This is a genomic window from Glaciecola punicea (assembly GCF_001756615.1).
Classification (GTDB): Bacteria; Pseudomonadota; Gammaproteobacteria; order Enterobacterales; family Alteromonadaceae; genus Glaciecola; species Glaciecola punicea.
In genome coordinates this window covers 78243-92390 of the sequence record NZ_LZXY01000001.1, presented here as the reverse complement: position 1 = coordinate 92390, position 14148 = coordinate 78243, and the positions used below count along the sequence as shown (strand labels likewise).

At 41.7% G+C, this 14148-nt stretch carries 10 protein-coding genes; all 10 read right to left on the bottom strand.

Annotated features, from left to right (window positions below):
- Positions 1-4: 4 nt before the first annotated feature.
- The 10 genes from BAE46_RS00365 to rluC all read right to left on the bottom strand — a co-directional run bounded on the left by BAE46_RS00365 (position 5) and on the right by rluC (position 13673).
- Positions 5-2068: a DUF1302 domain-containing protein gene (locus tag BAE46_RS00365; protein ID WP_070111477.1), complete on the bottom strand. Its 2064-nt coding sequence runs from the start codon at positions 2066-2068 to the stop codon at positions 5-7.
- Positions 2069-2542: 474 nt separating this feature from the next.
- The gene (pepN, locus tag BAE46_RS00360) at positions 2543-5179 is read right to left on the bottom strand and encodes an aminopeptidase N (protein WP_006003529.1); all 2637 of its coding nucleotides are present in this window, start codon (positions 5177-5179) and stop codon (positions 2543-2545) included.
- 109 nt (positions 5180-5288) lie between these two features.
- On the bottom strand, positions 5289-6803 hold the full coding sequence (gene nhaC / locus BAE46_RS00355; protein ID WP_006003527.1) for a Na+/H+ antiporter NhaC: 1515 nt from the start codon (positions 6801-6803) through the stop codon (positions 5289-5291).
- 67 nt (positions 6804-6870) lie between these two features.
- Positions 6871-8196, bottom strand: a complete 1326-nt coding sequence (locus tag BAE46_RS00350; protein ID WP_006003525.1) for a sodium-dependent transporter — start codon at positions 8194-8196, stop codon at positions 6871-6873.
- 82 nt (positions 8197-8278) lie between these two features.
- The gene (gene prc, locus BAE46_RS00345; RefSeq protein WP_070111476.1) at positions 8279-10417 is read right to left on the bottom strand and encodes a carboxy terminal-processing peptidase; all 2139 of its coding nucleotides are present in this window, start codon (positions 10415-10417) and stop codon (positions 8279-8281) included.
- A 25-nt stretch (positions 10418-10442) separates the two neighbouring features.
- Positions 10443-11159, bottom strand: coding sequence for an RNA chaperone ProQ (proQ, locus tag BAE46_RS00340; RefSeq protein WP_070111475.1), 717 nt, complete (start codon positions 11157-11159; stop codon positions 10443-10445).
- Between the two features lie 19 nt (positions 11160-11178).
- Positions 11179-11469 (bottom strand): hypothetical protein, encoded by a 291-nt coding sequence (locus BAE46_RS00335; RefSeq protein WP_006003520.1) that lies wholly within the window; start codon positions 11467-11469, stop codon positions 11179-11181.
- A gap of 6 nt (positions 11470-11475) precedes the next feature.
- On the bottom strand, positions 11476-11937 hold the full coding sequence (locus BAE46_RS00330; RefSeq protein ID WP_006003518.1) for a GAF domain-containing protein: 462 nt from the start codon (positions 11935-11937) through the stop codon (positions 11476-11478).
- Positions 11938-11992: 55 nt separating this feature from the next.
- Entirely contained in the window at positions 11993-12655 is a 663-nt protein-coding gene (locus tag BAE46_RS00325) for an HAD family hydrolase (protein WP_006003516.1), read from the bottom strand.
- A gap of 70 nt (positions 12656-12725) precedes the next feature.
- Positions 12726-13673, bottom strand: coding sequence for a 23S rRNA pseudouridine(955/2504/2580) synthase RluC (gene rluC / locus BAE46_RS00320; protein ID WP_006003514.1), 948 nt, complete (start codon positions 13671-13673; stop codon positions 12726-12728).
- Positions 13674-14148: the final 475 nt, after the last annotated feature.

The following is a 14148-nucleotide window of genomic DNA, read 5'->3' as shown; positions in this document are numbered from 1 at the left end:
GTCCTTAAATATCGTATTTAATGTTAAATGAGGCAAAATCACGATCGGATAGCGCATTAGTAGTGCCTATACCGCCCCAAAATGCACTGTAGCCCGCCGAAAATGACCACTTACTTAGGTAGTCTAGCGTAAATGTTAGGTTAGCTGATTTAGTATCTTCAAGAAACAAGAACAGTGGATCGGGTGTGGTGCCATTTACATCATGTGAGAAGGTCGCGCGAGTGCGTAAATTCATACCCGCAAACACATTATTAAAATCGGCTACCGCGAGTAAGCGATATCCCCATGCGCCACTGGTGGCAAATGGATTAGTTTCTGGCCCGTTGGAAACACCTGTATGCAAACCTTCCCTGTTATTATTTCCAATGGGTTCTAATGAAGGAGTACGAGCAGTACCTGGTGCATTTAAACGAATAACGCTGGGGTCTGGGAAGTCTTGAACGCGTACGTAGCCTGCTTCACCTAAAAGTATCAGATTATCGGCGCCCAATCTTGGACCAAATACATGCGAAGCAGTCATCTGCACCTGCCAAGTATCTGACAGCAAGAATCCTTCTGCGGTCTCGCCGGGCCCCACATTTCTACCAATATTATTCAACTGTGATATACCGGCTAAGTCTGGGCGTAAACCTGCATTGGCAAGCTGCTCTGGCATAGCAGTATATAAAAGTTCAACATCATCGATTTGCAAGGGCTCGTCTTGACGGTAGGCGAATTCTCCAGAGAGCGCTGTTTGACCTACTGTGGTGTTAAAACTTACGCCGTACAATTTAATATCTTCTGGGTAGGTGAATCTTGTTTCCGTAAATGCACCTAAGTCTGTAATAGTATCTCTGGTCACGCCACCAGACGCTAGGATATTTAAATCTCTGCCAATGCTAGCCGGCGTAAAGTCAGATGTGCGCCCTGATACTAAGGGTCGTGTAGAGTGATAATTAATATGATAAAAACCAAACTCAGTTTCGTTTAGCTCAGATGCAAACCAAGATAGTTTCAAGCCATATTGACCCGAGTCACTGGCCTCATCATGCGCTGCGTCACCGCGTGCCCTTACAGCTACTTTTGTCGGATACGCTAAATAGGCTTGGCCCGCCTGTTGTGGAGAAATAGTACCAGAGGCCAAGGCTGCTCCTATGCCATTTAGCTGCGTTATTAAGGTGTCTGCGTCAATGTCAGGGTTTCCGGTGAAACCCAGTTGGATATTATTAAACGAACCGCCCTCGCCTGCAAAGTCGTTGCCCGCAAAATAGCTACCTGCTACTGGCAGCAACGAACGCTCATATTCATATTGATAATAACCTGCAACGCTCACGGCATCGGTAAGGCCTATCGATGCATATACCATCCCAACGGGAATAAATACTTCTTTGAGTTCGGAGCCAGGCGCTCGTGATCGCGTCACATCAACGGGGTTAGTTGTATTAATACCATGTTGGATAAACGTACTCTCTCCCCAGCTTACAACTTGGTCACCTACACGGATGCTAACCGGCATATCGCCGACCCATAAATTTGCATAAGCAAAGAAGTCTAACATTCTTACATCACTGCAAAGCTCCTCTTTAGCATTTGAATCTCTACAAGGGTCAACCGTTACTCCGGTAATAGGATTAGCCCAGTCTCTATCGTTGTCGGACAATTCAAAATCATAAAAATAGAAGCCACGTGCGAAAAAGCCATAGTCGCCGTAATTAACATCGAGTTCATGTAAGCCAACGAACTGAGTTGAAAACGCTTTGCCTGGATCGTAACTTAAGTTGCCTAGATCGCCATTAGTAGAATACGCGCCATCTGACAGTGCCCATACATCTGCGCTTGGATAAATTACATTGGTTGCAGCATTATAGCCAGACCAGTCGAACTGAGGGTGGTTACTGTTGCCAATAAGATCAAAATCACGGTCTTCAACGCGAATACTTGTCGCTAATGTGAAGTTAGAATCAAAATTGACTTCTACGTCGCCAAAACTCCAGTTAGCAGCATAAACACTGCTAGACATTGCCGCTATTATTGATGCAATACCTATTGCGATAGAAGTTTTATTAAAGGCGCTAGGCTTATTTGTCATGGGTTTACCTTCTTCAAATACACTTGTTTGGGTGTGCTAAAAAAAAACACAACACTTCGTTTGACATTAACAAAATGATTACATCATTTTAATGTAATCGCAAGAACAAATCGTACCAGTTACTTCATTATCGTGATATTTATAAACTTTTATCGCCCACTTGCAATATCATGCTTGTTTATTAAGCCGCTTATGAGGTGTTAATCATTGCATAATTGTTAACGAATACATTTAACACTAACGATTTTGTTATTAGTATCGACGATTAGCCCGTAATTGCCCTGCAGGCAGCTTGGCGAAATAAATCTTTGCATATTTTACTTAGGCATTCGAATTTACTGTTTGTCACCAGTAGAAATTTAATTTGTTGGCGATACAAATCTTCACATTGGGCATAGTGCAAACTCACTGAAAGACAGTACGATTGATGAAGATTGCTTTTCTTTACCATACAACAATCACGCCAACACTAGGTTACATAATGAGCGCTTTACTAATTTTTTCAAACAAATCTTTGCTCAAACCCTTTACACCGTAGAGCCTGTTAAGCTGCGCTTTAATGAGCACTTGATTCGTGCTTGCATAGCGTGAAAACTGCATGAGGGGTGTCATTAATCGCGACGCAATTTGTGGGTTTACTTTATCTAAAGTAATTAGGTAATCAGTTAAATATTTGTATCCAGACCCATCAATTTGATGAAAACCCAAGGTGTTATAAAACGCAAACGAACCAATGAGCGAGCGCACTTTATTAGGATTTTTAATTGAATACTGCTGATGCGCTTGCAGCAAATCTAAATGTGCCAATATATCGGTTTTACTCGATTTTGCCTGCATAGCAAACCATTTATCCATCACCACTGCGTCATCTCCAAATTGCTCTTCGAACGCGATCATTAAAGAGTCAAAGGTATCATCTTGAGTGACCTGTGCAGCTTTTAGTGCTCCCAAACGGTCCGACATATTGTGCGCATTTTTATATTGTAAGGCAATAAGCGGTGCTACTGTCTCGGCACTGCTATGGGCGAGTAAGTGAAGACAGGTATTTTTTAAGGATCTATTGTTTACTTGCTGTTTTTCATAGGCGTATGGCCTTGGGTTTTGAGACAAGCGTAGGTAATGACGTATACAAAAATGATGTAAAGTATTCGATAATTGCACAACAACTTTATGTCTAGCATGGTATAACATAATCGGGTCTACTTTTTCTATTTGAGAATATAATGATTCTGCGCTAGGCACCGACAGAATTTGCGCGAGCACCTCAGGTGCTACGGTCAAATTTTTAATGGCGGTAGCCAGTTTTTCAATGTCTTGCCTCAGTTGCATATCAGCATTATTGTTTGCGCCATTTGCTGCATTATATATTTCTTTTATTAACATTATATAAGCATTGTGCGACGCCTCCCATTTCGCATAGTCGTTGCCAGCAAACTCAATAATAATTAGCAGTTGCGACAATGTATAGTCGTATTCAATAAGCACCGGCGCTGAAAAATCTTGTAACAAAGACGGCGTAATTTGTTCGTTCGGCACATCTAAAACTAGCGCGGTGCTTGCACTATTCATCACTAATGTATCATTTTTTAAACGAGTATCGACTTTGTGGCCATTCTTATCAAAACATTCGAGTTTTATGGGCACATACAAATCTTGTTTTTGCGCTTGCGTGCGCGTTGGTGTATTTATTTGAGTGAAGCTTAGGGTGGTTTGGCTGTCACCTGTGCTTGCTTGCTCAACTCTCACCCTGGGCGTACCCGACTGGGAGTACCAACGCTTAAAGTGCGATAAATCTGCGCCGTTTGCATCTTGCATTGCATTCACAAAATCATCGCAGGTAACCGCTTGTCCATCATGGCGAGCAAAATACTCATCCATGCCTTTTCTAAAACCAGCTTTGCCTAAAAGAGTGTGCAGCATACGTATTACTTCTGCGCCTTTATTATAGACGGTTACTGTGTAAAAGTTACTCATTTCAACTACTTCGTCAGGTCTAATGGGATGACTCATGGGGCCCGCGTCTTCTGCAAATTGATTTTCGCGCATTACATTTACATGGCTAATGCGGGTCACTAAATCACTGTACATATCAGCCGAAAACTGTTGATCACGAAAGACCGTCAAACCCTCTTTTAGACTTAATTGAAACCAATCTCGGCACGTGACGCGATTACCTGTCCAATTATGAAAATACTCGTGTGCGATAACCGCCTCTACATTAAAATAGTCTTCATCTGTAGCGGTGTGCGCATCAGCCAACACAAACTTAGAATTAAATACATTTAAGCCTTTGTTTTCCATCGCGCCCATATTGAAGAAATCAACGGCCACTATCATATATATATCTAAATCATATTCGAGTCCGTAATTTTGTTCGTCCCAACTCATTGCCTTTTTCAAAGAGTCTAGGGCGTGTTGTCCTTGCCCCAGTCGACCTTCATCTACAAAAAGCTCTAATGCGATCTTTTTACCGCTTTGAGTAGTGAACTCATCAACTAGCTTATCAAAATGACCCGCCACTAATGCAAACAAATAGCTTGGTTTGGGGAAAGGGTCTTCCCATACGCAAGTGCGTTCACCATTTTCAAAACCAGTATCTGTAATAAGATTACCGTTGCTTAATAAATAAGTGTCAGCTTCTGCTGTGCTGACTATGCTTACTGTAAAAATAGCGAGAACGTCGGGGCGGTCTAAAAAATAAGTAATTTTACGAAAGCCTTCAGCTTCGCACTGACTACAGTATGCGTTATTTGAATAATATAGCCCTTCTAAACTTGTATTTTCAATGGGTTTTATGGTGTTCACAACGGTAAGGGTAAAGGTCGCAAGCGAGGTGTAAAGCTCTAGACCATTATCGAGCATTTTATAATCATCATTTTCTGTCAAAATTTGGTCATCAATTTTAATCGACTGCAAACACAAATCTTTACCGTCTAAAAATAAAACAGACGACTGCGTATCAATTCGTTTTATCGTTGAAACGGCCGTAACTTTAGTCTCTTGGGGGCTTAGTTCAAAACGTAAATCGACGGTCTCAATAGTGTGGCTTGGCGGCGTATAATCGCGTCTTTTTTTGCTCAGCAGTGGCGATGTTGTTGATGATATAGTCATTTAAAAATACTCTATGTGAAGAAATAAAAACTAGTCAATTATATTATTAGATGACTACTGTTGATATGGAGAATTAATAGTCTTTATACCGGCCATAAAGCAACAAGGTCTAGCGTTGAGCTTTAACTTCCACCTTAGGTGGCGTTAGGCGCAGTATCTTGATCCCTAAATAGGCATAAATAATCGCTAGCACTGGGTTTATTAAATTAAAAAACGCATAAAATATATAAGCGAAAGGGTGCACTCCCAGCACACCGTGCATATAAGCACCGCAGGTATTCCATGGTATTAAAGGCGATGTAATGGTGCCACCATCCTCTAAGCTTCTAGATAAATTAAGCTGGTGAAGCCCTCTTTTTTCAAACTCTCTCTTGTACATTCTGCCGGGCATGACAATCGCAATGTATTGATCTGCCGTTACTAAATTAGTGCCTAAACAGGTTAAGATAGTGCGCGTTACCATGTCTCCGGCGCTGGTAGCGCCCTTTAAACAGGTTGCGACTATGGCTTTAAGTAAACCAACGCGCTCAAGCACAGCGCCAAAAGACATGGCGCATATAATCAGCCAAATAGTATTTAGCATGCTTGCCATGCCGCCTCTAGAGAGCAAGCTATTCAGATTTTCATCTGGGGTGTTAAACGAAACACCGCTAAAAAGTGCAGTCCAAGCAACCATAACACTTTTTATAGCGTCAAACTGCCCTACACTTAAGGTATTAATAATAAACTGGTTAGTTGAGCTATCTGACTGGGCTAAAACCATTTCCGCAATTAAATCTTGCTGAAAAATAAGTGCCCACACCGCACCTAATATTGCACCAATAAAGACAGTCGGAAACGCAGGCATCTTATTCACGGCTAATCCCAACAAAACAAAAAGAGGAATAAGTGTGAACCAGCCAATGGTAAACTCTTGGTTTAATAGCGCTTGCATAGACTGTATACGCTGCGCTGAGTCAACAAGTTCTGCATTAAAACCCAACATAACAAACAAGATAAGACTAATGATAAAGCTTGGTACCGTTGTCCACAGCATATACTTTATGTGTTCAAACAAATCAGTTCCGGCAATAGCAGGTGCTAAATTAGTTGTTTCAGACAATGGTGACAGTTTATCACCAAAATATGCACCTGAAACGATGGCGCCTGCGGTGATTGGCAACGAAAGTTCCATACCTGTGGCCACCCCAATTAGGGCCACACCGATGGTGGCAGCTGTTGTCCAACTGCTGCCTATACTCACAGCCACAACCGCACAAATAAGACAGCTAGCAGCGTAAAACAAGCTAGGGCTGAGCAATGACAAACCATAATATATCAGCGTGGGCACTGTACCTGCTAGCATCCAAGTGCCGATAAGTGCGCCAACAGAAAGCAGAATTAAACAAGCCCCTAAAGACATCGAAATACCTTTCACCATGCCTTCTTCAATGTCTTGCCACTTATGTCCGTTTTTGAGCCCAATGATTACGGCCAAAAACATACCAATCAACAATGCTATTTGATTAGGTCCGTAGGAAGAGTCAGCGCCAAATAACATAACGGCACTAAACATCAACACAATAAGTGTAAATATAGGAATTAACGCATCTACAAGAGACGGCTGCTTAATGCTAGAGCTCATATTATTATCCATATTCTAGGTGTTTGTATTTTTATTATTTGACTTAGCGCCGTAAAATATTGCAAGTTTACAATACCGTACGCAAAAACATTAGTGCAATGACAACAGGACACACGAATTTCACATACACAGGCCAAATTTTCCAAAACAGCCCTTTTTCAATGTCTTTGTTACCTTGCTTAAGCTCATCTAAAATTTGATCACGCTGCCATATCCATCCTGCAAAAACACAAAGCACTAAGCCCAGCAAGGGCTGGCTATATTCAGTCGTTAACGTAACAACAAAACCAAACAATAAGTCAAAGTTGAATATAATAATACTGCTTATACCAAACACCATTGTGGTCAGTAAAATAGTCGCCTTCTTGCGCTTCAAACCTTTACTGTCAACCAAATAGGCAACGGGCACCTCTAACATAGAAATTGATGATGTTAGAGCAGCAATTGTCATGAGTAAAAAGAACACGAATGCGACATAAGCACCAGCATATCCCATGGACGTAAACAAAGAAGGCAGCACTTTGAAGATCAAATTGGGCCCTGAAATTAGCTTTCCATCATCGAATATCTCTACCCCATTTGCTAATGCTACATACATCGCGGGAATAATTAGCATGCCCGCCAGTACCGCAATGCCAATATCCACTAAGGCAACAGAGGTGCCTAGTTGAGGAAGGTTCTCGCGCTTTTGAATGTATGAACCGTAAACGAGCATGGTACCCACACCCAACGACATGGAGAAAAAAGCCTGGCCCATAGCATCGGCCATTAGCGCTGGTTCAAGCACTCGTGATACATCGGGCACTAAGAATGCACGCCAACCGTCCGCTGCACCCTCAAGTGTGCTTACATATATTATCAATAGTATTATTAAGATTAGTAAGGTAGGCATCAGCCTTACCGACCAACGTTCAATACCATTGCTAACGCCCCCAATTACCACTACACAGGTCAGCCCTAAAAACAACCCAGTAAAGAACAGGTTGCGTAAAACCGAATCGCTGGTTAACCAAGCAATATTGAGTGTCGACACGTTGGCGAGAGAGTCAATTAAATATGAAATCATCCAGCCAGCTACAATGCTGTAGAACGCTAAAATTAATATAACAGTCGCTGCACCAATGCTACCCGTTACTGTGCCAAAGACATTGCCAGAAATTTTTTGAAGTGCACTAATCATGTTGGTCTGTTTAGCACGGCCGATGATTAATTCAGCCATAAGTACTGGGTAGGCCAATAAAAATGCCATAACGAGATACATTACAACAAAAGCTGCACCTCCGTTTTCGGCTACCTTGGTGGGGAAACCCCATATGTTACCTAAGCCAACCGCAGAGCCAGCGGCCGCTAGCACAAATCCAAGTCTTGAGGAAAAATGGCCCCGTGCACTCATAACCACCTCTTTTTATTTTTATTATTTAGTTTTTCTATGCTAACAAAAAAGGCGCCTTAACGGCGCCTTTTTTTTACGCTTATTACAGCGCATCTTCAACAACTTTGTTTAATGCGTAGCTACCTGATTTTATTATATCAAAGGTGATATTAGCTGCCTCAGATAGAAATGGGTCTATTTTGTCCAAGGCTTCTGGCAGATCGTTCTCGAGTGATTCAACAACCGGCAGTCCCAACCTAACGAGCCTTTCATTAACTCTGGTAAGACGTTTAATTTCAATTTCTTTTCTTTCTGCAATACGCTGGGAGGCGACTAACGAAATAAAGTTTTTGTCTTTATTTTCATTGTACTCGTCAATATCTGAGAATATATATTGAAACTCAGGATCTGCTTTCGTGCGTTGCGTATGCTTCAATCTTAGCGCCTTTATGATAGAGGTGTTATCTGCTAATACTTCATAAGAAGCTTTTTCAATACTATCCCATGGCAGCGCAGTATCTTCACTGCTCTCACCCCAGTTTGCGGGATCAATTGGAGACGGATATAGAATGTCAGGTTTAACGCCAAGGTGCTGTGTACTACCACCGTTTATTCTATAAAACTTACCGGTTGTAAACTGCACCGCGCCAATAGGCTTATCGAATACGTCAAAAGCTCGCTCTAATGAACGATGCTGCTGCACAGTGCCTTTACCAAACGTTTGCTCACCAATAATAACACCGCGGCCAAAATCTTGCATTGCCGCCGCGAAGATTTCACTCGCAGATGCACTAAAACGATCAACCATAACGGTTAGCGGGCCATCGTAGTAACTAATGCCATCTCTGTTCTTTTCAATATCTACTCTGCCGCTTTCGTACCTAATTTGTACGACTGGACCCTCATCGATAAATAAACCGCTCAGCGCTATCGCTTCGGGTAAACTGCCACCGCCATTGCCACGCAAGTCGATTATGATTCCCTGCACTTGTTCTTTCTTAAGATCACTGATTAGCTTAATCACGTCGGCATGCAGCCTGTGATAAAACGAAGGAATTTCAATTACGCCTAACTTTTTCCCAGCATTAGGTCCATCAGGCGCTATCAGCACTTCAGCTTTTGCCTGCCTGTCCTCTAATTTGACTTTGTCTCGAGTGATTACAATTTCTTCAATGTTTTTGGTATCAGTACCGCCCTTTTGGACCTGAAGCCTTACAATAGAACCTTTTGGACCCTTTATTAAGTCAACCACTTCATCTAAACGCCATCCTACCACGTCGATAAAAGTCTTTTCATCTTCTTGCGCAACACCCATTATTTTATCTTGTGGTTTAATTTGTCCCGTCTTATCCGCTGGCCCACCTGCGACCAAACTCATAATAACCGTATGATCGTCTTCACTTCTCAGCACGGCGCCAATGCCTTCTAGCTCCAAGTTCATATTCATTTGGAAGCGCTCTGTATTTCGCGGCGATAAATAGCTCGTATGTGCCTCTATACTGCGGGCGAAGGCATTCATTAAGGTTTGAAACACATCTTCACTGTTTGTTTGAGTTAAGCGCCTAATAGCGCGTTTATAGCGTTTATCCAAAATATCTTTGGTTTCGTCCCATGTCTTATCGGCAAGCTTTAAATTTAATGCGTCATACTTAACGCGCTGCCGCCACAGCTCATTTAACTCGGTTTGGGAACTTGCCCATGCAGCGTCTTCTCTGTCGTAGAAAAACTTGTCGTCTTTTTGCTCAAAATTAAACTCATCATTAAGTAAGGTAAGCGCGTATTCGAAACGCTCCTGACGGCGTTCCAAATTAGATTGATAAATGTCATAGGCTAACGATAAATCTCCTAACTTTATTGCCTCATCAAATTTATCCGCGTATTTCTCAAACATACTAATATCGCTGGCGATAAAAAAATGTTTACTGTTGTCAAGCAAATCTAAATAGCGTGCGAATATCTGGGCTGACAACGCATCATCGATTTCTACCTTCTTGTAATGTGCACGCACAAATAAATCAGATATGCGTCGAACCGACTTAGCATGCTGTTTTTCTTGCGATAGAATAGGCAGTACTAAAACCTCTTCAGGTTCAGTGTTTAAAGATTCAGATGGCGATATTTCAACTGTAGATGTCTGTGCGTAAACTGCAGTTGAAATGGTAACGATACCAAACAGCGCAAAGGAGACTGCCTTCTTTGCGAATGACAATAGACCAAGTGTATCGACCTGTTTTATTTGCATAAGTGAGAAACCTCGAGAATAGTAATTATTTATTAGCAGCCTTTTGTGAACTGAACAATTGTGCTTGCTGAACTTTGACCGTCATACCTGATTTAAGTTGCACAGAAATACCGTCCTTTGCAATGTCGGTAATTGTTACTGGCATTGGGTCCTTACCTAATTTCACCAAAGCTTGATTGCCTATATGCAACTCAGTTATTGCTAGCGACACCTGAGGTTTATCTGCTAAAACAGATGTAGCTGCAGGTTTGCTTGTTTTACTTGAATGCTTTGTAGAACCCAATTTCGTTTTGCCAGTAGCAGTCTTAGTCTGCGGCGTACTGATATCAGAAGGGTCAATCCCTTTGCTTTTTACATAACCTTTATGCTTAGCCGGGTTTTTAGGAGCTTTGGGGTTGTTTTCGCGGTATTTGGCCGCTTTTTCTTTGCTTTCTTTAAGCTGCTCAGCAGCGTGCTGGGCATGCTGCTCTTCTACCGCTTCACCGTCTTCACCGGCTAGACTAATGCGAGCCACGCCCGCTTTCACGGCCAATAAATAACGCCAACTACTGGTGTAGTGGCGTAAACTTACCCTAAGTAAACGTTTGCTGACGACTTCTAATCCTTCTAGCTCGCTGGCTAAATCTTGGAATATGCCTATCTTTAGTGGCTTTACCGAACCATCCGCAAAGAAGCATTTTGGATACTTATTACATAAAAACGTAATTGTTTCTTTTTGATTTGTTAACTTTTCTTGTTCCATTAAATATAGTTACTTCTATTCATTCTTCGCCATTATAAGCGTCATTATCCCAAGTATTCATTAGATGATCCACCCAATCGACCAAATCGTCAACCTCAATATCAGATAAATGCTTGTCTGGGTGCCAATGCTCCCATACAAAACTAAGCATATTCTCTAATTCTTGACTGGGTATATCGTCACTGCTCATATCGTATACTAAATGTAAAACCTCATTTAGCCTATCACTGGCGGCTTGCGGCTCATCATGAATATCGTCCATATCCTCAGCCGTTGATAATATAGTATGAATATCTACAAAATGTTTCATGTTTACCTAATTCAAAGTATTGGTTAAAATATCAACAACTTTTGATAAATATTCAGCGTCAATATTATCAAAACGAGCAAAACTGGGACTATCAACGTCTAAAACACCGATAAGTTGACCGTTTTTAATGATGGGCACCACCACCTCCGAGTTTGAGGCAGCGTCACAGGCAATATGGCCTGCAAAATCGTGCACGTTTTCAATCACCTGAACGCTTTTCGTTGTCGCTGCTCTTCCGCAAATACCTTTATCTAATGGTATACGGATACATGCAGGATTACCTTGAAAAGGCCCAAGCACCAGCTGTTCGTCTTTGTAAATATAAAAACCAGCCCAATTTACACCTGACATACCATTAAACAAAATAGCACTTATATTGGCCATGTTAGCGATACTGTCTGTTTCGCCTGCAGTTATCGCAGACACCTGACTAACTAACTCCTTATACTGACTTACTTTACTGTTCATGCTTCTTTTTTTACCTTCATTCTATGAAACTGTGTGTTTTTTACCGCTTACAAAATTAACTACGCTGCGGAAAAATGCAGTGTAATTCATGCAAAGCGTCGACAACGTGAGCGGGGCCATGTTGTAATATTGCAAGTTTATCGTGCACGCCATAAGATACACCTATTCTGGGCATGGATATAGCCTCAGCCATTTGCATATCATAAGTAGTATCACCAATCATGACCGCTTGATGAGGTTCAATTTGCCACTGCTTGAGTAGCTGAATCAGCATATCGGGCGATGGTTTCGAGTCTGCTTCATCGGCGCATCTAGCGTCACTAAAATAGACAGCCGAATTCGTTTGTTCAAAAGCACGCTGTAACCCTCTTCTTGCTTTGCCTGTGGCAACCCCTAAAGTATATCGACTAGACAATGCAGATAACAACTCATGAGCACCGTCAAATAGAGGACAAGGTGTCTGATCTTGTTCAAGATAAGCTTGTTTATAATAGGTGCAAACTTCTTGCGCCTTATTAACACCAATGTCAAACAGTTGCTGCACCGCAGGCAGTAAGCTAATGCCTATAATATGTTCCACCTGCTTACTATTGGGAATGGGTAAACTCGCTAGTGCTGCAGCTTTTTGCATACAACTCACTATTTTGCCTGCTGAGTTCATGATAGTGCCATCCCAATCGAATATGATATGGCTAACATTGCTTACATCTTGTGACATTTGGTTTTAAGTATCCTTATGTGTCGCCTGCTCAAACGCATAACACCCTACTAAAATTTGGGAGGTGGCCTTATTTGCTTAATTCAAGCGCTTTGATTAAGTGCGCCAAATGCTTGTCATAAGGGGCTTCAAATTTAACCAACTTTTCACTCGCTGGATGAATAAACTCGATGCTTTTTGCATGCAAGAATAGGCGTTTACAGCCTAGGTTTTTGATGTATTTAGTAAACGCTTCGTCGCCATATTTACTGTCGTTTGCAATAGCGTGACCAGCGAACTGGCAATGCACTCGTATTTGATGGGTTCTGCCGGTGATCGGCTTAGCTTCAAGCAAACTGGCATGCGGGTAGTATCCAATAACACTGAATCGTGTTTCACTATGTTTACCGTTTTCATCTGCAAATACCATTCTTTCGCCGCTTTGAATCTGATTCTTTTGTAAGCCAGCGCTTACTTTACTGCGCTTTTCGGGCCAGTGACCAGCCACTAGTGCATGATAGGTTTTGTCCATTTTTTTATCGCGCAGTTGTTCATGCAAATGCCGCAGCGCCGAACGTTTTTTAGCCAGTACTATGCAACCGGAGGTGTCACGATCAAGCCGGTGAACTAATTCTAGATAGGGACTATTGGGCCTAAGCGCACGCAAAGCCTCTATAAGGCCGTAGCTTAGGCCGCTGCCGCCATGAACCGCCATACCAGATGGTTTGTTGATGACTAACAAACGATCATCTTCGTAAATAATAGCGTCCTTTATATAAGCAAGACTGTTGACATTAAGCTGCTGAGTTGGCATATCGTCTATTTTCACTGGCGGTATTCGCAAGTAATCATTAATTTGCAGTTTATAATCGGGCTTAGCGCGCTTTTTGTTTACGCGCACCTCCCCTTTTCGTAAAATTCGGTAAATTTTACTTTTAGGGACCCCTTTCATCTTACTAACAAGGTAGTTATCAATTCGTTGAAGGTGGTTGTCTTCTTCAATAGTCACAAATTGTACTTTGTCGAAGGCATCAGACATGAATAATCCTATTTACCATTTAATATCCGTTACTATTGTGATGATATCTCGCTGCGCTTTATGAAGCCGTGACATAATTAAGTGGCTAATTGTCTAGGTCATATAATTTTGATGTGATAGTATCATAGCCTGTGTAAAAACGCTCTACCAAAAGTCGCATATTTATTAATGACATACGCACTTTTTAAGAGTCACTCATAACAGATAAGATTAACGAAAGTGATGTATATCGCCGTTAAATAAGGGAAGTTATTCTCTTTCTTCATTTTAAAAATATGAGCCATTACCGAAAATAACAACGGTTAATGTTTCGAGAATGCACAAACGATAAATTTACTGTGTTTTCCCACTAATGTGCAGCGAGATAATGCACAAACAGGGTAGAACACGCATTGAAACAATGCAGATTGAACAGCAGACAACAGGCAACATCGAATGAAAAAGCATTTGGTGATAACACATGATATTAGCACGC

Coding starts and splice junctions, on each gene's coding strand:
- nhaC (WP_006003527.1), bottom strand. CDS start 6,803: ATGAGCTCTAGCATTAAGCAGCCGTCTCTTGTAGATGCGTTAATTCCT.
- BAE46_RS00330 (WP_006003518.1), bottom strand. CDS start 11,937: ATGAACAGTAAAGTAAGTCAGTATAAGGAGTTAGTTAGTCAGGTGTCT.
- prc (WP_070111476.1), bottom strand. CDS start 10,417: ATGCAAATAAAACAGGTCGATACACTTGGTCTATTGTCATTCGCAAAG.
- BAE46_RS00365 (WP_070111477.1), bottom strand. CDS start 2,068: ATGACAAATAAGCCTAGCGCCTTTAATAAAACTTCTATCGCAATAGGT.
- proQ (WP_070111475.1), bottom strand. CDS start 11,159: ATGGAACAAGAAAAGTTAACAAATCAAAAAGAAACAATTACGTTTTTA.
- BAE46_RS00335 (WP_006003520.1), bottom strand. CDS start 11,469: ATGAAACATTTTGTAGATATTCATACTATATTATCAACGGCTGAGGAT.
- BAE46_RS00350 (WP_006003525.1), bottom strand. CDS start 8,196: ATGAGTGCACGGGGCCATTTTTCCTCAAGACTTGGATTTGTGCTAGCG.
- BAE46_RS00325 (WP_006003516.1), bottom strand. CDS start 12,655: ATGTCACAAGATGTAAGCAATGTTAGCCATATCATATTCGATTGGGAT.
- rluC (WP_006003514.1), bottom strand. CDS start 13,673: ATGTCTGATGCCTTCGACAAAGTACAATTTGTGACTATTGAAGAAGAC.
- pepN (WP_006003529.1), bottom strand. CDS start 5,179: ATGACTATATCATCAACAACATCGCCACTGCTGAGCAAAAAAAGACGC.